At 72.2% G+C, this 20,525-nt stretch carries 19 protein-coding genes and 1 pseudogene; 10 read left to right on the top strand and 10 right to left on the bottom strand.

Features of this window, described 5'->3' with window-relative positions; genetic code table 11:
• The first annotated feature begins 141 nt into the window (after positions 1–141).
• The 3 genes from FNX44_RS09830 to FNX44_RS09840 all read left to right on the top strand — a co-directional run bounded on the left by FNX44_RS09830 (position 142) and on the right by FNX44_RS09840 (position 4,163).
• The gene (locus FNX44_RS09830) at positions 142–2,652 is read left to right on the top strand and encodes an NACHT domain-containing protein (RefSeq protein WP_143647636.1); all 2,511 of its coding nucleotides are present in this window, start codon (positions 142–144) and stop codon (positions 2,650–2,652) included.
• Positions 2,653–2,738: 86 nt separating this feature from the next.
• Positions 2,739–3,446 (top strand): bleomycin resistance protein, encoded by a 708-nt coding sequence (locus FNX44_RS09835; RefSeq protein ID WP_143647637.1) that lies wholly within the window; start codon positions 2,739–2,741, stop codon positions 3,444–3,446.
• Positions 3,447–3,515: 69 nt separating this feature from the next.
• Entirely contained in the window at positions 3,516–4,163 is a 648-nt protein-coding gene (locus FNX44_RS09840) for a DUF1963 domain-containing protein (RefSeq protein ID WP_323369185.1), read from the top strand.
• Positions 4,164–4,189: 26 nt separating this feature from the next.
• On the opposite strand, the gene ku is transcribed toward FNX44_RS09840, so the two are convergent.
• Positions 4,190–5,260 carry a non-homologous end joining protein Ku gene (gene ku, locus FNX44_RS09845; protein WP_143647638.1) on the bottom strand — a complete coding sequence of 357 codons (1,071 nt, stop codon included), beginning with the start codon at positions 5,258–5,260 and terminating at the stop codon, positions 4,190–4,192.
• 41 nt (positions 5,261–5,301) lie between these two features.
• Between ku and ligD the strand changes: the two genes are divergently transcribed.
• Both ligD and FNX44_RS09855 read left to right on the top strand, forming a co-directional pair.
• A complete protein-coding gene (gene ligD, locus FNX44_RS09850) occupies positions 5,302–6,186 on the top strand; it encodes a non-homologous end-joining DNA ligase (protein WP_143647639.1) in 885 nt (294 codons plus the stop codon).
• 33 nt (positions 6,187–6,219) lie between these two features.
• Entirely contained in the window at positions 6,220–7,389 is a 1,170-nt protein-coding gene (locus FNX44_RS09855; RefSeq protein WP_143647640.1) for a cysteine desulfurase family protein, read from the top strand.
• Positions 7,390–7,413: 24 nt separating this feature from the next.
• On the opposite strand, the gene FNX44_RS09860 is transcribed toward FNX44_RS09855, so the two are convergent.
• Entirely contained in the window at positions 7,414–8,118 is a 705-nt protein-coding gene (locus tag FNX44_RS09860) for an N-acetylmuramoyl-L-alanine amidase (RefSeq protein WP_143647641.1), read from the bottom strand.
• A 100-nt stretch (positions 8,119–8,218) separates the two neighbouring features.
• Here FNX44_RS09860 and mnmA point away from each other — a divergent pair, with 100 nt between their 5' ends.
• The 4 genes and pseudogenes from mnmA to FNX44_RS09875 all read left to right on the top strand — a co-directional run bounded on the left by mnmA (position 8,219) and on the right by FNX44_RS09875 (position 10,541).
• Entirely contained in the window at positions 8,219–9,349 is a 1,131-nt protein-coding gene (gene mnmA / locus FNX44_RS09865; protein WP_143647642.1) for a tRNA 2-thiouridine(34) synthase MnmA, read from the top strand.
• Positions 9,350–9,447: 98 nt separating this feature from the next.
• The gene (locus tag FNX44_RS09870; protein WP_143647643.1) at positions 9,448–9,672 is read left to right on the top strand and encodes a hypothetical protein; all 225 of its coding nucleotides are present in this window, start codon (positions 9,448–9,450) and stop codon (positions 9,670–9,672) included.
• Positions 9,642–9,910: pseudogene (locus tag FNX44_RS28880) on the top strand (hypothetical protein); the annotation flags it as partial. The gene FNX44_RS09870 and the pseudogene FNX44_RS28880, both read left to right, overlap by 31 nt.
• 7 nt (positions 9,911–9,917) lie before the next feature.
• Positions 9,918–10,541, top strand: a complete 624-nt coding sequence (locus FNX44_RS09875) for a trimeric intracellular cation channel family protein (RefSeq protein ID WP_143647644.1) — start codon at positions 9,918–9,920, stop codon at positions 10,539–10,541.
• Positions 10,542–10,736: 195 nt separating this feature from the next.
• Here FNX44_RS09875 and FNX44_RS09880 read toward each other — a convergent pair whose 3' ends face one another.
• The 7 genes from FNX44_RS09880 to FNX44_RS09910 all read right to left on the bottom strand — a co-directional run bounded on the left by FNX44_RS09880 (position 10,737) and on the right by FNX44_RS09910 (position 18,763).
• Complete coding sequence (locus tag FNX44_RS09880; protein ID WP_143647645.1) at positions 10,737–11,885, bottom strand: ABC transporter ATP-binding protein; 1,149 nt, start codon at positions 11,883–11,885, stop codon at positions 10,737–10,739.
• Positions 11,882–12,898, bottom strand: a complete 1,017-nt coding sequence (locus tag FNX44_RS09885) for an ABC transporter ATP-binding protein (protein ID WP_143647646.1) — start codon at positions 12,896–12,898, stop codon at positions 11,882–11,884. The genes FNX44_RS09880 and FNX44_RS09885 overlap by 4 nt, the downstream gene beginning before the upstream one ends.
• 4 nt (positions 12,899–12,902) lie before the next feature.
• Entirely contained in the window at positions 12,903–13,856 is a 954-nt protein-coding gene (locus FNX44_RS09890; protein ID WP_143647647.1) for an ABC transporter permease, read from the bottom strand.
• The gene (locus tag FNX44_RS09895; protein ID WP_143647648.1) at positions 13,856–14,860 is read right to left on the bottom strand and encodes an ABC transporter permease; all 1,005 of its coding nucleotides are present in this window, start codon (positions 14,858–14,860) and stop codon (positions 13,856–13,858) included. Before FNX44_RS09895 ends, FNX44_RS09890 begins: the two co-directional genes overlap by 1 nt.
• Positions 14,861–14,956: 96 nt before the next feature.
• Complete coding sequence (locus tag FNX44_RS09900; RefSeq protein WP_143647649.1) at positions 14,957–16,618, bottom strand: ABC transporter substrate-binding protein; 1,662 nt, start codon at positions 16,616–16,618, stop codon at positions 14,957–14,959.
• Positions 16,619–16,996: 378 nt separating this feature from the next.
• The gene (locus FNX44_RS09905; RefSeq protein WP_323369187.1) at positions 16,997–17,767 is read right to left on the bottom strand and encodes an enhanced serine sensitivity protein SseB C-terminal domain-containing protein; all 771 of its coding nucleotides are present in this window, start codon (positions 17,765–17,767) and stop codon (positions 16,997–16,999) included.
• A 171-nt stretch (positions 17,768–17,938) separates the two neighbouring features.
• Positions 17,939–18,763: an enhanced serine sensitivity protein SseB gene (locus FNX44_RS09910; RefSeq protein ID WP_143647650.1), complete on the bottom strand. Its 825-nt coding sequence runs from the start codon at positions 18,761–18,763 to the stop codon at positions 17,939–17,941.
• 153 nt (positions 18,764–18,916) lie between these two features.
• Between FNX44_RS09910 and FNX44_RS28885 the strand changes: the two genes are divergently transcribed.
• Complete coding sequence (locus FNX44_RS28885; RefSeq protein WP_143647651.1) at positions 18,917–19,783, top strand: hypothetical protein; 867 nt, start codon at positions 18,917–18,919, stop codon at positions 19,781–19,783.
• Positions 19,784–19,856: 73 nt separating this feature from the next.
• On the opposite strand, the gene FNX44_RS09920 is transcribed toward FNX44_RS28885, so the two are convergent.
• Positions 19,857–20,525: ATP-binding protein (locus FNX44_RS09920; protein ID WP_153507080.1), on the bottom strand; the 669-nt coding region annotated here is incomplete at its 5' end.

The following is a 20,525-nucleotide window of genomic DNA, read 5'->3' on the forward strand; positions in this document are numbered from 1 at the left end:
CCCGGCCCGTCCCGCCGGACAAGCCGCTTGACCAGCGGCACGACGGCGGCGGACGCGAGACGTGCGACGACGGCGGGTTCCATGCCGCGATCCTAGGACGGACGAGGCTACGCTGGCCGAACGGCCAACGGAGGAGCGTGGATGGGTACTTCGGGCGAGGCGTTCCTACGGGACTTCCACGCGCTGCGACCGGCGGTGACGTCGGAGGTGATGGCCGCCGGACGGGACGCCGACGGCCGATCCAGCTACGAACTCGTACGCGACGAGGTCGCGGGCGCCGAACGGGTCCTCGACCTCGGCTGCGGAGACGGCCACCTGCTCGACCTGCTGGCCGCGACCGGCCGCGACCCGAAGCACCTGGCCGGTGTCGACCTCTCCACCGCCTCCCTCGCGGCGCTGTACGGGCTCGGCGATCTCGACATGGACGATGTGCAGGCGGTCCGGCTGGGAGCGGCGGCGCTCGCCGCGCGGCTGCCCAGGCCCGCTGGACTCTCCGGTGACGCGCGGGCGCTGCTGGAGCCGCTGCTGACGGCGGTGTGCGCGCATGTGCTGGAGTTCTTCGCCAGTCGTTCGACGTTTGCCAACCGGACGCTCGTCGAGCAGTCACGCGACCTGGCGGGACTCGCGGCGGACACCGCCCTGCTGCTGGAGCGCACGCCCTCGCCGCTCGCCGAGGACGCCCGCTTCGAGCAGCGGTACGCGGAGCACATCGGCAACCGGCACGGCGAGTTGACGATTCTCGGGCTTGGCGGCGGCGTCTCACGCGAGTGGCCGCTGGAAGCGGCGTACGTGCCGTTGGAGGCGGCGAGTGGTGTGGAGCCGCCGGCGCCGGTGGCGCAAGCGCTCGCCGTGCGGGAGCGTGTGGTGCTGCGCGGGTCGGCCGGGGCGGGAAAGACGACCCTGCTCCAGTGGTTGGCGTTGGCCGCCGTCGGGCGGGGAGAGCGGCCGGGGCCGCCCGGCCTGTACGGGCGCGTGCCGTTCCTGCTGCCGTTGCGGCGTGTGCTCGCGGCCGGGGCGCCGCCCACACCGGACCGCTTCCTGCACGCCGTGCGCAGTTCGCTGGCCGGCGCCCAGCCGGACGGCTGGGCCGACCGGGTGCTCAGCGCCGGACGCGGCCTGCTGCTGGTCGACGGCGTGGACGAGATACCGGCCGAGGCGCGCGAGACCACCCGCCGCTGGCTGCGCGAGCTGGTACGGGACTTCCCCGACAACCGCTGGGTGGTCACCGCCCGCCCGTCGGCGGTGCGCGATGAGTGGCTGGCCGACGTGGGCTTCCACGAGTTGTCACTGGTCCCGCTCGCGACCGGCGACGTACGGGAGTTGATCAGCCGGTGGCACGCGGCCGCCGGTGCCGACCCGGCGGCGGGTCGCGCACTGTACGAGGCGGTACTGGCGAACCCGGCGCTGGCGCAGCTCGCGGTGCACCCGCTCCTGTGCGCGTTGCTCTGCGCCCTCAACAGCACGCGTGACGGCCGAATGCCTTCGGTGCGGCGGGAGTTGTACGACGCGGCGCTTGGTCTGCTGCTGGAGCGGCGGGACGAGGAGCGCGGCGTTTCGGTCGCCGGTGTGAGCCTCGATCGCGACACCCGGCTAGGGCTGCTTCAGCGGTTCGCTCACTGGATGACGCGCAACCACCAGTCGGAGATGGCCGCTTCGGACGCTGTGCGGCAGATCAGGCGGGCGCTCGGCGACACCGCGGGAGAGCCCGAGGCGGTGCTGGAGCACCTGCTGTCCCGTTCCGGTCTTCTGCGTGAGTCCACCCCCGGCGTGGTGCACTTCGCGACGCACGGCAGCTTTCAGCACTTCCTCGCCGCCCGAGCGGCACTGGAGGAGGGCGACCTGCCGATGCTGCTGGTCAACGCGCACCGGCCGCAGTGGGAGGACGTCGTCCGGATGGCCGTCGCCCTCGGCGGGCCGACCGAGCAGACGCGGCTCGTCGAAGGACTGCTCCCGGCCGACGGCGACGGGCGGCACTCGCCGACCGCCGTCCGCAGGGGGCTGCTGGCGGCGAGCTGCCTGCCGGACGCCGCCGGGTTGGACGACGACGCTCGGCGGCGGGTGCTGGAGTTCACCGCGCCGCTGGTGCCGCCGCGCGACAAGCGTGCGGTGCGTACGCTGATCGATCTCGGCACGCCGACCGCGCTCGCCCTGCTGCCCGGCCCGGAGGGCCTGCCCGACGAGGTGGCGCTGAACGTCGTGCTCGTCGCCACGCGACTCGGCAGCGAGGCCGCGCTGCCCCTGCTGGCCCGCTACCGCGCCCATCCGTCACTGGCCGTCCGCCGCCAACTGGCGTGGTCCTGGTACCGGTTCGACACCGACCGCTACGCGGAGGAGGTCATCTCCGGGCTGGGCGGGGACGGGTTGTACTTCACCGCGCACCACACCGAGCATCTGCGCGCCCTGCGGGCCCTCGGCGGCAGGCCCCGGGTGCAGGTCGCCGACCCGGACTACCGGCCGTCCGAGCTGCTTGAACTCCTGGACCGCGACCGCCTGACCGCCCTGTGGCTGCCCGGCGGTTACCGGCCCGCCGAGGACGGCGGCCGCTGGCTGCACCGCTTCCCCCGCCTCACGACGCTTGTACTGCCCGAGCGGCCGCCGGCGGACGATCCGACGCTTCCGGACCACCTCACCGTCACCGACCGCCCGGACTGACGGAGAGGCGCACAGGATGTCGTGCCGACACGCGCCTCGAAGTAGTCAACTTTGACCAACTAGACAACTTTGACTACCCTCTCCGCATGACCGAGAAGGCGATCCCCATGCTCCACTGCCGAGAGATCCGACCCGTTGTCGACTTCTACACCGCGCTCGGCTTCGAGACGACCTTCCTCCAGAAGAGCCCCTACCCCTACGCCATCGTCGAACGCGGCGCAGTCGAACTGCACTTCTTCGGCAACAGGGCACACGACCCGGCGAGTTCCGTCGGCGGTTGCTACATCCTCACCGACGAGGTGGACGCGATGCACGAGGCGTTCCGGGAGGGGCTTCGGTCGACGTACGGGCGGATACCCAGCCGGGGGCTGCCGCGCATCGGACCGCTGAAGGACATGAGCTACGGCATGCGGCAGTTCCTGATGACCGACCCCGCGGGCAACAGCATCCGGGTGGGGCAGCAGACAGGCGGCGACGGTTCCCACGCCCCGGTGCCCAAGGAGCCCGTCGCCCGGGCCCTGCACCTCGCCACGCTCTTCGCCGACGCCAAGGAGGACCTGCCGGGCGCGGCGCGCATCATCGACCGGGCGCTGGAACGGAAGGACGCGCAACCGGCACCCGCACAGCTCGTGCGACTGCTGACACTGCGCGGCGACGTGGCCCATCGGATGGGCGAGGACGCGGAAGCGGGCGACTGGCTGCGGCAGGCCGCCGAGGTGGAACTCTCCGAGGAGGAACGGGACTCGGTGGCGGAGGCGCTTGACCGGCTCGCGGAGTTGCGCGGCGGGGCGTGAACGCGCGCGGGTGGCCGATTCGGGCGTGCTCGGGTGGCGGGCGGCGGGGGAAGTCCTATCGTGGTGGGGGTGATCACACTGATGACCTATGCCGGGCCGGGCGAGGAGACCTCGCCGGTCGGCCGCACCGGTGGACTGCCGCTGAACTCGGGCGACTTCAGCTGGCCGACGTGCGCCACCTGCAAGGGACCGATGCAGTTCCTGGCCCAGTTGCCGCTGGACGATCTCGGCCGGTACGCGGACCGCGGTGAGGTGGGCGGACGCGGGATGCTCGCCGTGTTCATGTGCCAGAACGACCCGGGCATGTGCGAGGAGTGGGATCCGACGGCGGGCGGGAACGCCGCGTACGTCTTCCCGGCCGAGGAGCTGCCCTCGCCGGTGAGCGCGCCGGAGGGTGGGGAGACGAAGCTGGGCGAGGTGAGCGTCTTCGGCTACGAGCGCGTCGACAGCGACGACTACTACGAGGCGTCCACCGGCTGGGCGAAGCGGACGGGCCGGCCACAGCGCGAGGCGTTGGGGCAGCTCGGCGGGGAGCCGAGCTGGTTGCAGGGCGAGGAGACGCCGGACTGCCCGTCGTGCGGGCGGCTCATGGACCTGGCCATGCAGCTGGAGGAGGGAAGGCACCACGAGACCTCCGCCAACTTCGGTGGCGGCGGGTGCGGTTACGCGTTCGTGTGCGAGGACTGCGCGAAGGCCGCGTTCCTCTGGCAGTCCTGAGGGCGCAGCTCGGCGGGCCGCAGCGCTCAGGACGCGCGCTTGCGGCTCGCCGTCTTCTTCGCAGCGGTTGTCTTTTTCGCCGTGGTCTTCTTCGCCCCGGTCTTCTTCGCAGCGGTCTTCTTAGCTGCGGTCTTCTTGGCGGTCCGGCCGCCGCCCTCGGCGGTCTTCTTCGCCGAGGCCGACTTCTTCGTTGACGCGGTCTTCTTGGACGAGGCGGCCTTCTTCGCGGGCTTCCGCTCGCCGCCCTCCGCCTCCTCCCCGGTGGCTTTCCGCCGCCCGGCGGACAGTTCGGTCACCGTGGCCTCGCGGTCGCCGCCGCGCGCCTCCCGGGCGGCGGCCACGCTGCTCTCCAGCGCCGCCATCAGGTCGATGACCTTGCCGCCGGTGGGCGCGGCGGCCGGTTCCTCCGGGGTGCGGCCCTCCTGCTTGGCGGTGACCAGCTCCTCCACCGCCTCGCGGTACTCGTCGTGCAGGTCCTCCCACTCCAGGTCGCCGAGGGAGTCCATCAGCGTCTCGGCGAGGTCGAGTTCGGCGTCGCGGACGGTGACGGACTCGGCCGGGGCGAGTCCGCCGGCGGACCGGACCTCGTCGGGCCAGAGCATGGAGTGCAGGACCAGCGTGTCGTCGACGACGCGCAGCAGGCCCAGGGACTCCCGCCCCCGGAGGGCGAACTTGGCGACGGCCGCCTTCCCGGTCCGGGTGAGCGCCGAGCGCAGCAGTACGTACGGTTTCGCGGCGGAGGCGTGGTCGGTGGCCAGGTAGTAGGCGCGGTCGAGCTGGATCGGGTCGATCTCGGAGGCCGGGACGAAGCTGAGGATCTCGATGGTCTTGGCGGTGGGCAGCGGCAGCGAGGACAGGTCCTCGTCGGTGAGCGGGACGGTGGTGCCGTCGTCGGCCTTGAAGCCCTTGCCGATCTCCTCGGGCGGCACCTCCACCTCCTCGATCTCGCAGACCTTGCGGTAGCGGATGCGGCCGCCGCAGTCGTTCGCGAGGTGGATCTGGTGGAAGCTGACGCTGTGGTTCTCGGTCGCCCCGTAGAGCTGGACGGGAATGCTCACCAGACCGAAGGACAGGGAGCCCTTCCAGATGGACCGCACCCGGATCACCCCATTCGCGCTCTTTGTGCGATTCTCAGGGTATGCCGCCTATCACGCTCGTGGAGGGCCGGCGGATCGCCCTCAGCAATCTGGAGAAGGTCCTCTACCCGGACGGCACGACCAAGGGGGAGGTACTGCACCACTACGCCACCTGTGCGCCCGTGCTGCTGCCGCACCTGGCGGGACGGCCGCTGAGCTTCCTGCGCTACCCGGACGGCCCCGAGGGGCAGCGCTTCTTCGCCAAGAACGTGCCGCCGGGTACACCCGAGTGGGTCACGACGGCCACCGTGCCGCGCAGTGACGCGCCCGGGGCGCGCCAGGTGGTGCTGGACGATCTGCCGAGCCTGATGTGGGCGGCGAACCTGGTCACGGAGTTGCACGTGCCGCAGTGGCGGGCGGCCCGTCCGGAGGTCGCGGACCGGCTGGTGTTCGATCTCGACCCGGGGGCCCCGGCGACGATCGCGGACTGCTGCCGGGTGGCGCTGTGGCTGCGGGACCGGTTGGCGGAGGACGGCGTGACGGCCTGGCCGAAGACGTCCGGGTCGGTGGGCCTGCATCTGCTGGCGGCGATCGAGCCGACGCCCTCGTCGGAGGTCGTGCGCTACACGAAGTCTCTCGCGATGGCCGCGCAGAAGGCCATGCCGGAGCTGGCGCTGCACCGCATGGACCGTTCACTCCGCCCCGGCAAGGTCTTCATCGACTACAGCCAGAACGCGCACGCCAAGACCACCGCCGCGCCCTACACGCTGAGGGCGACCGCGCGGCCGACCGTGTCGGCGCCGCTCGCCTGGAAGGAGGTCGCCGGTTGCACGGAGCCGGAGGAGCTGGCGCTGGACCTGCACGACGTGGCGGCGCGGGTGGCGCGGGACGGTGACCTGCTGGCGCCGCTGTTCGACCCGGAGGCCGCCGCTCCCCTGCCGTCCTGACAGGCCGGGGAGGCGCCGTAGAATCTGGTCACCATGGCCTACCTCGATCACGCCGCCACCACCCCCATGCTTCCGGAGGCGGTGCGGGAGTTGACCACCCAGCTCGCCCACACCGGCAACGCCTCCTCGCTGCACAGCGCCGGGCGGCGGGCCCGGCGCACCGTGGAGGAGGCGCGGGAGAGGCTGGCCGCCGCGCTGGGGGCGCGCCCCAGCGAGATCGTCTTCACCGGCGGCGGCACCGAGGCGGACAACCTGGCCGTCAAGGGTCTCTACTGGTCCCGGCGGGCCGCCGACCCGCGGCGCCGGGTGGTGCTCGCCTCTCCGGTCGAGCACCATGCCGTGCTCGACGCGGTGCACTGGCTCGCGGACCACGAGGGCGCGGAGATCGAGTGGCTGCCGGTGGACGAGGTCGGCCGCGTGCACCCGGAGGCGCTGCGGGAGGCCGCCGAGCGCGGCCCCGAGCGGATCGCGCTGGCCACCGTCATGTGGGCCAACAACGAGATCGGCACGATCATGCCGGTTCTCGAACTCGCCGAGGTGGCCGCCGAGTTCGGCTTTCCGCTGCACTCGGACGCGGTGCAGGCGATCGGTCAGACCGAGGTCGACTTCGACGGCAGCGGGCTGGCGTCGATGGCCGTCACCGGGCACAAGATCGGCGGACCGTACGGCGTGGGCGCGCTGGTGCTGGGCCGGGAGCACACGCCGGAGCCGCTGCTGCACGGCGGCGGCCAGGAGCGGGACGTGCGGTCCGGAACGCTGGACGTGCCGGCCGCCGCCGCGTTCGCGGTCGCGGCCGAGCTGGCCGCCGAGCGCCGGAGGGACTTCGCCGCGCAGGTCGGCGCACTGCGGGACGAGCTGATCGCGGCCGTCCTGGCGGCCGTGCCGGACGCCGTGCTCGGCGGCGACCCGAACCCGGCGGGCCGGCTGCCCGCGAACGCGCACTTCGCGTTTCCCGGCTGCGAGGGCGACTCCCTGCTGCTCCTGCTGGACGCCCAGGGCATCCAGGCCTCCACCGGCTCGGCCTGCACGGCCGGCGTCGCCCAGCCCAGCCACGTCGTCCTCGCCACCGGCGCCGACCCGGAGCTGGCCCGCGGCACCCTGCGCTTCTCCCTCGGCCACACCTCGACCGCCGAGGACGTCGCCGCGCTCGCGGCGGCCGTCGGCCCGGCCGTCGAACGCGCCCGCTCCGCAGGGCTGAGCTGACCCGCCGGTCCGGGCTCCGGGGTCCTACGGCCCGTCGCCCGCCTCGGTCACCGAGGGCGTCGGGCTCGGGGACGGTACCGGTCTTGCGTCGCGCACCATGCGGAGGTAGCGGGGCCAGTCCCAGTGCGGGCCGGGGTCGGTGTGGTCGGCGCCGGGCACCTCGTTGTGGCCGATGATGTGCTCGCGGTCCTTGGGGATGCCGTGGCGGTCGCAGATGTTCGCGGTCAGGCGGGCGGACGCCAGGTACATGTTGTCGGTGAAGTCGGTCGGGCGGTCGACGAAGCCCTCGTGCTCGATGCCGATGCTGCGCTCGTTGTAGGAGCGGTTTCCGGCGTGGTAGGCGACGTCCAGCTCGCGGACGGCCTGGGCGACGTGGCCGTCGTCGGTGCGCAGCACGTAGTGGGTGGCGGCCCGGTGGCCCGGATCGCCGAAGACCTTGAGGGCGACGGCGTAGCTGCCCTGGATGACGTGGACGACCACCCGGTCGATGCGGTAGTCGTCGGGCCGGTTCGCGCGGCGCCAGTTCGCCGGGGAGGCGGCCACCCACTCGGCGCCGGGGAAGTCGACCTCGCCCTCGCGGCGCGGCTTCTCCGTGCCAGGCAGCCGCCACCACCAGCGGCCGAGGGTGTCGCGCTGGGTGTAGGCGGCGCCGCCCAGCAGTACCGCGCCGCCGCCGACGACCAGGCCACGGCGGCTGAGCCCGCCGCGCTTCTCCGCTTCCGCCGCCATCCGCCCACGCCCCTGGTGCCGCCCGCCGTCCCGTCACGCGCACAACGGTTGCGCCGTCCGGGTGGTTCCGCCTCCGGGCACCCGTACCCTTGACGTTGTTATGACTGACTCGACCGCGCCGCAGCAGCGGCTTCGTGTACTGGCCGCCATGTCCGGCGGCGTGGACTCCGCCGTCGCCGCCGCCCGGGCGGTGGAGGCCGGGCACGACGTGACCGGGGTGCACCTGGCGCTGTCCGCCAACCCCCAGTCCTTCCGCACCGGCGCCCGCGGCTGCTGCACGATCGAGGACTCCCGCGACGCGCGCCGGGCCGCCGACGTCATCGGCATCCCGTTCTACTGCTGGGACATGGCCGAGCGCTTCCGCGCGGACGTCGTCGACGACTTCGTCGAGGAGTACCGGGCCGGTCGGACGCCGAACCCGTGCCTGCGCTGCAACGAGAAGATCAAGTTCGCGGCGCTGCTGGACAAGGCGCTCGCGCTGGGCTTCGACGCCGTCTGCACCGGGCACTACGCGACGGTGGTGACCACTGCCGAGGGGCGCCGCGAGCTGCACCGCGCCTCGGACGCCGCCAAGGACCAGTCATACGTGCTGGGCGTGCTGGACGACCGGCAGCTGGCGCACGCGCTGTTCCCGCTCGGCGACACGACCACGACCAAGGACGAGATCCGGGCCGAGGCCGAGCGGCGCGGTCTGGCGGTGGCGCGCAAGCCGGACAGCCACGACATCTGCTTCATCGCCGACGGCGACACCCAGGGCTTCCTCGCCAAGCACCTCGGCACGGCCGAGGGCGACATCCTCGACGAGGACGGCCGCACGGTCGGCACCCACCAGGGCGCGTACGGGTTCACCGTCGGCCAGCGCAAGGGGCTGCGCATCGGGCACCCGGCGCCGGACGGCAAGCCGCGCTACGTGCTGGACATCTCCCCCGTGGACAACACCGTCACGGTCGGCCCGAAGGAGGCGCTGGACGTGGTCGCGCTGACCGCGATCCGGCCGCGCTGGTGCGGCGAGCCGCCGACCGGCCCGGACTCCTACACCGCGCAGCTGCGGGCGCACGGCGAGGAGACCCCGGTCACCGCCGAGGTGGTCGACGGCGAGCTGCGGGTGGAGTTCGCGGAGCCGGTGCGCGGGGTCGCGCCGGGCCAGGCCGTGGTGCTGTACCAGGGCACGCGGGTGGTGGGTTCGGCGACGATCAGCACCACCCGCCGCCGCGAACGCGTCACGGGCTGACACCCGCCGGGGGGCGCTTCCGGACCGGCCGACCACACCGTGTGCCGGGGCCGGGTTCCTTCGCCCGGACGGCGGTGACACCCCGGTCTGGTCAGGTCGTGGCGAAGACGAAGAAGGTCACCTTCACGCTCCCGGTAGAGCTGCCGGAGAGCATGAAGGCCCATACGGACAACGTCTCCGGCCACATCACCGAGCCGGCCGAACGGGCTGAGCGGCGCAGGCTCCTGCGGGGGGCGCTGGACGGCTACCGGAGGGAGTTCGGGGAGTTCACCGGAGGAGGAGATGGCCGAGGGAGGCCGCCCGCCGCAGCGCCCAGCTCCTGACGGGGGCTGGACTGCATGGTCACAAGTACGCCATCGACGCCATGGTCGCCGAGACGGCCCTGCGCCTACCGGGGGGGCGGTGGCGGTCCTCACGTCCGACGCTGACGACATGGTCGAACTGTGCGGACGGCGGGTACGCGTCATCGGCCTGTGGGCGGGCGGCGCGCTTACGGCTGTACTGGCAGGTAGGTCTCGTATGCCGGTAGGCGGGCGGCTGTGGACGGTCCGGGTGGGATGATCCCGGCATGCTGCACGTGCTCTACCTGGTCGGTGTCTCGGCCTTCGCCGCCAGCGGTGTGCTCGCCGCGCACCGGGCGAACATGGACCCCTTCGGCGGGCTGGTCCTGGCGTTCGCCGCCGCCGTCTCCGGCGGCACCCTCCGCGACCTGATCCTCGACCGGCACCCGCTGTACTGGACGCAGGACTGGGTGCTGCTGACCGTGATCGCCTGCGTCGGCGTGGGCACGATCTTCTATCTGCGGTTCTGGAAGCTGCCGCACCGCTCGCTGCTGGTCGTGGACGCGATCGGCCTCGCGGTCGTCACGGTGATCGGCGCCCGGGCCGCCATCGACTCCGGTGTGACGCCGCTGGCGGTGCTGATCCTCGCCGTGCTGACCGGGGTGACGGGCGAGGTGGTGCGGGACGTGCTGTGCGGCGAGTTCCCGCCGCTGCTGCTGCGGGAGGACGTGTACGCGACGGCCGCGTTCGCCGGCGCGCTGTGCTACCTGGTGCTGCACTGGCTGGAGGTCGCCCAGGGCCCGGCCACCGTCGTCTCCGCCGGCCTCGTCTTCGCCCTGCGCCTCGCCGCGATGTTCTTCGGCCTCCACCTCCCCCGCCCCCGCCGCGACGAGGAACACGGCACGGTGTGACGCGCGGGGCGCGCCGAGCAGCCCGGCGCACCCGCGCCCCAGCGCGTACGCGCGACAACCGAAGCGGCCCGATGGCTCGCGACGGCGAGAGCCGTGCGGTCGGATACGCCGTACGGCCCCGGAACATTCCCGACGTGGGAACGTTCCGGGGCCGTACGGCACATCGGCGGAGCCGAGCCCCGCCCGGGGGCGCGGCTACTCGCTGGTGGCCGGTTCGGGACGGCGTTCCGCCGGGCCCTCGTCGGCCGCCTCGGACGCGTCACCGGCGTCCTCGGCCGCCGCCGGCTGGGCGTCGGCTCCGGACGGTGGTCCGGGGGGTGTCGCGGGGACGGACTCGTCGGCGCGGCGGATGCGGCCGTCGGCGATCTCCGCCGCGTAGTGGCAGGCCACCCGGTGGCCGCCGCCGACGTCCCGCAGTTCGGGGCGGTCGGTGGCGCACAGCGTGTCCTGCCGCCAGGGGCAGCGGGTGTGGAAGCGGCAGCCGCTCGGCGGCGACGCGGGCGAGGGCAGGTCGCCGGAGAGCAGGATGCGCTCCCGGCTGTCCTCCACCTCCGGGTCGGGCACCGGCACGGCCGACATCAGCGCCCTGGTGTACGGGTGCCGGGGTTCGGCGTACAGCAGGTCGCTGGGGGCCTCCTCGACCAGCGAGCCGAGGTACATCACGCCGATCACGTCGGAGATGTGCCGGACCACCGCCAGGTCGTGGGCGATGACGACGTACGTCAGGCCCATCGACTCCTGGACGTCCTCCAACAGGTTGATCACCTGGGCCTGGATGGAGACGTCCAGCGCGGAGACCGGCTCGTCGCAGATGATCACGTCCGGTTCCAGGACGAGGGCGCGGGCGATGCCGATGCGCTGCCGCTGGCCGCCGGAGAACTCGTGCGGGTAGCGGGAGAGCGAGCCGGACGGCAGGCCGACCTTGGCCAGGATCTCCTTGATCCGCTCCCGGCGTTCGTCCTGGTCGGCGCCGATGCCGTGGGCGGCCATGCCCTCCGAGAGGATGGACTCGATGTTCTGCCGGGGGTTGAGGCTGCCGAGCGGGTCCTGGAAGACCATCTGCAGGCGGCGGCGGTAGCGCCGCATCTCCTCGTCCGGCAGGCTCGCCAGGTCGGTGCCGTCGAAGACGACCTCGCCCTCGGTGATGTCGTTGAGCCGCAGGACGGCCCGGCCGAGGGTGGTCTTGCCGCAGCCGGACTCGCCGACGAGGCCGTAGGTCTGGCCGGCCTCGACGGACAGGGAGACGCCGTCGACCGCGTACACGTAGCCGACCGTGCGGTCGACGAAGACGCCCTTGCGGATCGGGAAGTGGACCTTCACGCCGTTGAGTTCGAGCAGGCTCATGCGCCGGCCTCCGTCCTGTCCGCCGCCGCGCCGGCGGCGTCCGGCAGCACCGGGTTGACGCAGCGTACCCGGTGGCCGGCCGCGTGCGGCTCGGTGAGCTGGGGGGTGCCGGTCAGGCACTCCATGGTGTAGAAGTCGCAGCGCGGCGCGAACGCGCACCCGTCCGACCAGGCGATCCGGTCGTTGATGGAGCCCCGGATCGGGCTGAGCCGCTCGCCCCTGGGCGCGTCGAGGCGCGGGATGGAGCCGAGCAGGCCGTGCGAGTAGGGGTGGGTGGGCGCGGCGAACAGCGGCCGCCGCTCGGCGGACTCCACGACGCGGCCCGCGTAGAGCACGTTGACCTGGTCGCAGAGACCGGCGACGACACCCAGGTCGTGGGTGATCATCAGCAGCCCGGTGCCCTCCTGGTCGACCAGTTCCTTGAGGAGTTCGAGGATCTGGGCCTGGATGGTGACGTCCAGCGCGGTGGTCGGCTCGTCGGCGATCAGCAGGCGGGGCGCGCAGGCCACGGCCATGGCGATGAGCGCGCGCTGCCGCATGCCGCCGGAGAGCTGGTGCGGGTACTCCTTGAGTCTGCGGGTCGGGTCGGGGATGCCGACGCGGTCCAGCAGGGAGGCGGCCTCCTTGCGGGCGGCCTCGCCCTTCATCCCCCGGTGCCGCTTGAGGATCTCGGTGACCTGCACGCCGATGGGGACCACCGGGTTCAGCGAGGACAGCGGGTCCTGGAAGATCATCGCGAGTTGGCGCCCGCGCATGTCGCGCATCTTGTCGCGGCTGAGGGAGAGCAGTTCGGTGCCGTCGAAGTCGGCCCGGCCGCCGAGCCGTACGCCGCGCTTGGGCAGCAGGCCCATCAGGGCGAGCGAGGTGACGGACTTGCCGCAGCCGGACTCGCCGACGAGTCCGACGACCTGGCCCTGGTCGACGTCGAAGGAGACTCCGGAGACCGCGCTCACGTCGCGCCGGCCACGGGCGGTGAACGTGATGCTCAGTTCGTCCACGGATAGCAGTGGCATGGCGTCAGCTCCGCAGTTTCGGGTCGAGTGCTTCCCGCATGGCCTCGCCCAGCAGGGTGAAGCCCAGCGCGGTGATGATGATGCCGAGGGCCGGGTAGACGGCGAGCATCGGCGCGGCGTCGAAGAACTCCTGCGACTGCGCGAGCATCACGCCCCACTCGGGCACCGCCGGGTCGGGGTTGCCAAGGCCCAGGTAGGACAGCGCGGCGGCCTCGATGATTGCGGTGGCCAGGCACAGCGTGGCCTGCACGATGACCGGACTGAGCGAGTTCGGCAGGATCTGCGAGAAGACGATCCGCCGCCTTCGCACGCCGAGCGCGCGGGCCGCCAGCACGTAGTCAGAGCCGCCCTGGGCGAGCATCGCGCCGCGCAGCAGCCGGGCGAAGATGGGGATCTGGACGACGCCGACGGCGATCATCACCGTGGTCAGGGACTGGCCGAGGACGGCCGCGACACTGACCGCGAGCAGCAGCGAGGGCAGCGCCAGCATCATGTCGATGAACCGCATGACGACGGTGTCGACGCGGCGCCCGATGCGGCCGCCGAGGGTGAGGGCCGCGCCGGACAGGCCGCCCAGCAGCGCGCCCACGGTGAAGCCGAGCAGGGTGGCGACGACGCCGACCAGCAGCGTCTGCCGTGCCCCGACCAGGAAGCGGGAGAACTCGTCGCGGCCCAGGTGGTCCAGGCCGAACCAGTTGTCGGCGCGCGGGCCGACGAAGATGCCCTGGTTGCGGAAGACCTCGTTCCGCCAGGTCTGCGCCTCCGCGCTGTAGGGCGCCAGCCAGGGGCCGACGATCGCGAGCACCACGAAGAGCGCGATCACGCAGGCGCCGATGATCGCCATCTTGCTGGACCGCAGCCGTCGGAACGCCTCCACCCACAGGCTGGCGCCGGTGGAGGTCTCGCTCCTGGCCGTGAGTTCCGCGAGGCGGTCGATCTTGTCTGTCTTGGTGCTCATCAGTGCACCCGCACTCTCGGATCGATGACGCTGTACGCGACGTCGACGATCAGGTTGATGACGACGTACGTCATGGCGATGAACATGATGAAGCCGACCAGCACCGGGTAGTCGCGGGCGTCGATGGCGGTCTTGAGGAAGGAGCCGATGCCGCCGAAGGAGAACACCGACTCGGTCAGCACGGCGCCGGACAGCAGTCCGCCGGTGAGCAGGCCGATGGCGGTGACGACCGGCAGCAGCGCGTTGCGCAGCACGTGCCGCAGCCGGACGACGCTGTTGCTCAGTCCCTTGGACTCGGCGGTGCGCACGTAGTCCTCGCCCAGCACCTCCAGGACGCTGGCACGGGTCATACGGACGATGATGGCCAGCGGGATCGAGGAGAGCGCGAGCGCCGGCAGCACGAGGTGGTTGATCGCGTCCCAGGCGGCGTCGAACTCGCCGGTGAGGATGCCGTCGAGGACGAAGAAGCCGGTCACCTCGGTGGCGTTGATGCCGGTGGACTGCCGGCCGAAGGCCGGGAACCAGCCCAGGTGCACGGAGAACACCATGCGCAGCAGGAACGCCAGGAAGAACACCGGGATGCAGATGCCCAGCAGCGAGCCGGACACGGCCGTCACGTCGAGCCAGCTGCCCCGACGGCGCGCGGCGAAGTACCCCAGCGGAATGCCGACCACGATGGCGATCAGGATGGCCGACACGCCGAGCTCGACAGTGGCGGGGAACCTCAACAGCAGTTCGTCGACGACCGGTTGGCCCGTCTGGGAGGACGTGCCGAGGTCACCTCTGAGCAGGCGGCCGAGGAACCGCCCGTACTGCACCCACACGGGTTGGTCGAGCCCGAGTGCGGCCTCCACCCTGGCCTTGGCCTCGGGGGTCGCCCGTTCGCCCAGCATGGCGGCCGCCGGTCCACCGGGCAGCTTGTTCAGCCACAGGAACAGCAGCACCGACAGGCCGAACAGGGTGGGAATGAGCTGCAGCAGTCTTCGGATCACAAGACGCAGCACGCGCCTTCCCCCTTTCTCTTGTCACAGGGCACGGCCGCCCGGCCACGGCAGGTCGTGGCCGGGCGGTGTCGTGCGCGAAGTACCGGAGTTCCGGCGTTACTTGAAGGAGGCCTCCGCGAAGTTCTCCTGCGTCAGCGGGGAGACCTTCGGCGGGTTGACGTCCTTGCCGAACGCGATGGACGGGGGCGAGGAGGAGATCGGGATACCCGGCAGGTAGTCCATGATGACCTCGTTGGCCTTCTTGTACAGCTCGACGCGCTTGGCGACGTCCGGCTCGGCGCCGGCCGCCTTCACGGCCTTGAAGACCGTGTTGTCGCGGAAGCCCCACTCCTTCTGGTAACCGCCGAACCAGGTACCGATGAAGTTGTAGCCGTCGTTGAAGTCACCGGTCCAACCGAGCAGGTACAGGCCGCACTTGCCGTCCCGCGTGGTCTCGATGTAGTCCGGGTTCCACTTCATCGGCTTGGGGTTGACCTTGATGCCCACGCCCTCCAGGTCGGACTTCATGATCTGGAAGATGTCGGCGGGTGCCGGCATGTACGGGCGGGTCACCTCGGTCGGGTAGCAGAAGTCGATCTTGAGGTTCTTCACGCCCGCCTCGTCGAGCAGCTTCTTCGACTGCGCCGGGTCGTGCTTGATCGGCTGGATCTTCTCCGAGTAGCCCTCGATGGTGTCCGGCATGAACTGCGTCGCCACCTTGCCGCCGTCCGGCAGCTGGTTGTTGACGATGTTCTCCTTGTCGATCGCGTGCGCGATCGCCATCCGGACCTTCTTGTCGGCGAACGCCTTGTTCTGCTCCTCGGTGAACGCCAGGTAGAAGATGTTGAAGACGTCCCGGACCGGGACCTGGAAGCCCTGGTCGGCGAGCTTCTTCACATCGCCGGGCGCGACGAGGTCGTAGCCCTGGATGTTGCCGGCCTGCAGCGCCTGGCGGCGGCCGTCCTCGGTGTCGATCGTCCGGAAGACCAGCTTGTCGACCTTGGCCTTGTCACCCCAGTAGTCGTCGAACTTCTCGAGGGTGATCTCCTTGTTGCCCTTGTTCCACTTGGCGATCCTGAAAGGCCCGGTGCCGGCGACCGTGCCGGCCTCCTGGGTGTACTTGGGGTAGTTGATCGCGTCGGCGGCGCCGCTGGGCTTGTCCTTCTCGTACGCGGCGATGGCCTTGGGCGAGTGGATCGCGAACGCCTGGAGGGAGAAGCCGCCCGGCAGGTTCGCGGTCGCCTTGTTCACCTTGATGACGGCCGTGTGGTCGTCCTTGGCCTCACAACCGGCGTAGTTGCTCTCCGGCAGTTCCTCGTTCTCGTTCTCGGCGAAGCCGTCGAAGACCTTCTGCCAGTAGTAGGAGATGGCGTCGAACTGGTAGACGCCCTTCCAGTTGTACCAGCGGTCGTAGTTGGCGCAGACGGCCGCCGCGTTGAAGTCCTCGCCGTCGTGGAACTTCACGTCCTTGCGGAGGTTGAACGTCCACTCGGTGCCCGCGTCGTTGCTCGACCACTTCTCGGCGAGTCCGGGCGCCATCTCGGAGCCGCCGGGCTCGTGCTCTATCAGCGCCTCGAAGGCCTGACGGGTCACTCGGAAGGTCTCGCCGTCGGAGGCGAGCGAGGGGTCGAGCGAGCGGGGGTCGCCCGCCGCGCCGAAGACGAACGGCTTGCCGCCGTCGCCCTCCTGGCCGCGCTCACTGCCACAGGCAGTGACGATCACACCGACCGCAAGGGTGGCCGCGATCGTCTTGGCGACCCTGGATCTGGAAATTCGCATGGTCCACCTCAGGGGTCAGTGGGTGGTGCATACCGGTTGGTCGCCCGCACATTACTGTGCATCTACATAGGTGTGAACCGTCCGCATGTCGGTGATACCGAGCTGAGACCCAGACCCACCAGGGGGCCCGACCCAAGTGGTCCATACCGCCCATCCGGGGCGCGTCATCCGCCTGCCGGCGGTTCAGAAACCCGCTGTACGCAGGCACTTTGAGTAGTCGGCGCCGGAAGCGCTGCCGCGCGACGCGACGCGCGGCGGCGCACGGTCACACCACGCGTGGTCGTCCGGCTCGGCTCCCACAGGCCCACAGCCCGGTGGGGTGAGGTCCAGCCGGGCGCAGCAGACGACCGGGCCGACGGGACACCCGGCTCGCGCGGTTCAGTACGCGCGCGGGTAGCCGTAGCCGTAGCCCGGGGCGGCGGCCGGCGCGGGCGCGCCCTGCGCGTCCCGGTCGAAGAACGGGCGCGCGTTGGCCCGCAGCCACATCGCCACCGGGTCGTACTCGTCCGCCATCAGGACCGTCGACACCGGCAGCCCCTCCGGTACGGCGCTCACCGAACGCCGCATCATCTGCTGCACGGCCTCCACCGACGGCGGGCTTCCGTCGTACAGGTCGAGGCCGATGACCAGATAGGGCGCGCCGACCGCCGGCTGCACCCACGCCCGGCGCAGGCTGCGCACCGCCGGGGTGTACTGCGCGCCGTGCGTGAGCTGCGCGTAGAACGCCGGGATCTCCAGGCTCGGTTCGCTCAGCCGCAGCGGCCCGGCCGGCAGTACGTCGAGGCCGCCGCAGATCCGCCGCAGGTCCAGCCACGGCACGCCGACGCCGCCGCCGGGCGCGTGCGGGTTCAGCCACAGGCCCCAGCGGCCGGGGAACAGCGCGCCGGCGACCTCCCGGCCCACCGCCACCTCGTGCGCCCGGTTCCAACCGGAGACGGCCAACTCCTGGGCGGAGGTGACACACGGCACGTAACCGTGGCCGCCCACCTCCATGTTGCCGTACTGGGCGTCCGGCGCTCCGGGCCCGCCCTGCCACAGCAGCATCCACAGCCGTGCGTCGCCGAGCGCGCGCAACAGCGCCTCGTACGCGTCGTACTGCCCCGGTGAGACCTGGCGCAGCAGATCCTCGACGCTCTCACCCGCGCTCACGTCGGCCCGCCCTTCTCCGCTTGGTGCCTGCTGCGGGCACCGACGTGCCCCCGCCCGAATATCAAACCAGCTTACGAGCCGCGAAGGGGACGCCCGCGCTACTCAGACCGATACTCATTCCGCCGCGCCCGCACTGAGTACCCGTACTCAGCGGCACACGCGTGTACTCGGTCACACTCCCGCCCCAGCCGCCCCCGGCGACGCGGACGCCGTCTGCCGCTCGTAGAACGGGCGGACGCAGGCGCGCATCCAGTCGACGACCGGGTCCTGCGCGGCGTCGAGCAGGACCAGCTGCACCGGCCAGCGCACCGGCGCCCGGTGCAGGGCGCGGGCCAACGCGTCGTGCGCCAGCTGCCGGGACTCCGGCTCCAGCACGTCCAGTTCGACGCCGACGAACAGCGCCGGCGGGTCGCCCTCGGCGCTGGCCAGTCCGCGCCGCGCCGTACGCACCCGCGCCAGCTGGGCGAACTCCTCGCCGGCCGCCGCGAGGAAGTCCACCGGGTCGTCCTGCCAGTCCGGCTCGAAGAGCCGCATCCGGGCGCCGCCCCGCACGCCCGTCAGCTCGTCGGCCCCGCCCTCCCTGCACAGCTCCGCCACGGCCTCCGGCGGCAGCGGCACCCCGACCGCGCCTTCCGGGTTCACCGCGATGCCCACCTGCGGCGGCAGCCCGCGGGCGAACTCCCGCGCCGAGACCACCGCGAACGGCATCTCCATCCGGACGCAGGCCTCGAACTGCTCACGCGAGCTGTAGACCGGCACGTAAGGGGCGCCGGAGAACTGCACCGTCGGCAGCGCCAGATCCTGGCTGTCCGGGCCGCCGCCCTCCGGCAGCGGCACCCAGAAGCTGCTGCGGCCCAGCACCTCCAGCAGCCGGCCGCCGGCGTCCGCGGCGCCCAGCGCCGCCGCCAGCGTCTCCTCCAGCTCGTTGCCCGGCCAGCTGCCCGAGGCCGCCGGGTCGATGTCGCGCGGATCCCGCGCCTGCGGTGGAACGGTCATGCCAGAACCCTAGCCGGGGGCACCGACAACGCGGCCCGGTAACCCGAATGCTCACGATCGGCCACTCTCCGCTTGCGGAGGGTGGCAGGCGGTTCAACTGTGGAGATCGTCCCCACCCGCAGTACCGAAGCAGTCCCCGAGGAGTCAGTCCCCATGGAGAAGAAGACGGCCGTATCCGGCGTCGTGGCCGCCGCCCTCATCAGCTCCCTCACGTTCGGAGCCACCGGCGCCGTCGCGGCCGACGGCCCCACCGCCGCCAAGCGGGCGGCCGAACGCGCCGCAGCCGAGCGGCACTCGGCGGTGGCCGCCGCGCTGCGCACCGCCGAGGCCGCCAGAGCACACGCCACGGCCGCGCGCGGCGACACCGCCCCGCACGCCGAGGCCCTGCTGAAACGCTCCAGGTCGGTGCCGGACACCGCCGGAGTGCTCACCCCCGTCGAGGACCTGCTCGCGACGGCACTGCGCAGCGACGGCAAGCGGCTCTCCCCGGCCGAGGCGGACCGGCACGCCGAGGCGATCACCCGGGCGTTCGAACAGCACCGGGCGAAGGCAGCCACCTCCCCGCTCGCCTCCGACCCGACCACCCGCGCCGCGCAGGCCCCGGCCGACCTCGGCGCGCTGCTGGAGGCGCTGCTCTCCCTCGACCTCGGCAAGATCCTGGAGACCGTCACCAAACTGCTGAGCGGCCTGCTCGAGTCGATCACCGGCCTGCTGCCGGAGCTGCCGGAGATCCCCGGACTGCCCGACCTGCCCGAGATCCCCGGACTGCCCGACCTGCCGGAGATCCCCGGACTGCCCGACCTGCCGGAGATCCCCGAGATCCCCGAACTGCCGGAGATCCCGGACGTGCCCGACATCCCCGCGGCGGACGGCGCGTCGACGCTGCCCGACACGTCCCGTCCCCAGGTCGCCCGTCCCGAAGTCCTCCGGCCCGACATCGCACGGCCGGGTGTCGTACGTCCCGACGCGCCGATCACCGGCCTGCCGGGCGGGGCACCGCGCGCCTCCGCGACCGACTGAGCGCCGCCCCTCGCCACCGCTGCTGTCCCCGCGCCCGGCCCGCCACCCGACCCTGGTGGCGGGCCGGGCGGTCTCACAACCCGCTTCCCCGCTCGACCCGGTCCGGCTCGACGAACAACAGACGGCGCACCGCCGCGGCCGCCGGCCGGTCCAGCAGCACCGCCGACGCGCAACCCGCCGGAATCCGTCCCGCCAGCAGCTCCGCGCGCAGCACGGCCATCGCGCGGACGTGCCGCCGGAAGGCGTACCCGCTCACCTCGCGTCGCCGCGCCCGCTGCCCGGCCAACGCCTCCTCCCGCGTCACGTCCAGCAGCAGCAGGTGCAGCCGCCGCCCTGCGCGTGCCGCCTCCCAGCCGAGCCAGCGCCGCACCCACGGCAGCTGCCCGCAGTCGTGCACGGCGACGCTGCCCGAGGCCGACCGCACCGCCCGCCGCAGCCGCAGGTAGTGGTGGACCCGGACCAGCGGCCGGACGAGCGGGTACGGCCACCGGCGCTGCCAGCTCTCCCGGACGTCCTGGGAGTCCATCCGGCACACATGGCCAGGGTCGGCGGCGACCCTGGCCAGCAGGGTCGACTTTCCGCCGCCCGGCAGCCCGGACAGCACCAGCACGTCACGCGCCGGCCACCGCAGTTCCAGCGGCCGGGTGCCACGCAGGTCGGCGAGGACCCCGTCCCGACCCGTCACCGTGGCGGCTGACGTCCCGCCGCCCCGCCCCGTCCGCTCGTTCTCCCACCACACGTC

It is taken from the genome of Streptomyces alkaliterrae (assembly GCF_007097205.2).
Classification (GTDB): Bacteria; Actinomycetota; Actinomycetes; order Streptomycetales; family Streptomycetaceae; genus Streptomyces; species Streptomyces alkaliterrae.

Bases quoted from the DNA above. Each gene is read 5' to 3' on its own strand.
- FNX44_RS09830 (WP_143647636.1), top strand. From the start codon at position 142: ATGGGTACTTCGGGCGAGGCGTTCCTACGGGACTTCCACGCGCTGCGA.
- FNX44_RS09835 (WP_143647637.1), top strand. From the start codon at position 2,739: ATGACCGAGAAGGCGATCCCCATGCTCCACTGCCGAGAGATCCGACCC.
- ligD (WP_143647639.1), top strand. From the start codon at position 5,302: ATGCCGCCTATCACGCTCGTGGAGGGCCGGCGGATCGCCCTCAGCAAT.
- FNX44_RS09855 (WP_143647640.1), top strand. From the start codon at position 6,220: ATGGCCTACCTCGATCACGCCGCCACCACCCCCATGCTTCCGGAGGCG.
- FNX44_RS09860 (WP_143647641.1), bottom strand. From the start codon at position 8,118: ATGGCGGCGGAAGCGGAGAAGCGCGGCGGGCTCAGCCGCCGTGGCCTG.
- mnmA (WP_143647642.1), top strand. From the start codon at position 8,219: ATGACTGACTCGACCGCGCCGCAGCAGCGGCTTCGTGTACTGGCCGCC.
- FNX44_RS09875 (WP_143647644.1), top strand. From the start codon at position 9,918: ATGCTGCACGTGCTCTACCTGGTCGGTGTCTCGGCCTTCGCCGCCAGC.
- FNX44_RS09880 (WP_143647645.1), bottom strand. From the start codon at position 11,885: ATGAGCCTGCTCGAACTCAACGGCGTGAAGGTCCACTTCCCGATCCGC.
- FNX44_RS09885 (WP_143647646.1), bottom strand. From the start codon at position 12,898: ATGCCACTGCTATCCGTGGACGAACTGAGCATCACGTTCACCGCCCGT.
- FNX44_RS09890 (WP_143647647.1), bottom strand. From the start codon at position 13,856: ATGAGCACCAAGACAGACAAGATCGACCGCCTCGCGGAACTCACGGCC.
- FNX44_RS09900 (WP_143647649.1), bottom strand. From the start codon at position 16,618: ATGCGAATTTCCAGATCCAGGGTCGCCAAGACGATCGCGGCCACCCTT.
- FNX44_RS09910 (WP_143647650.1), bottom strand. From the start codon at position 18,763: ATGACCGTTCCACCGCAGGCGCGGGATCCGCGCGACATCGACCCGGCG.
- FNX44_RS28885 (WP_143647651.1), top strand. From the start codon at position 18,917: ATGGAGAAGAAGACGGCCGTATCCGGCGTCGTGGCCGCCGCCCTCATC.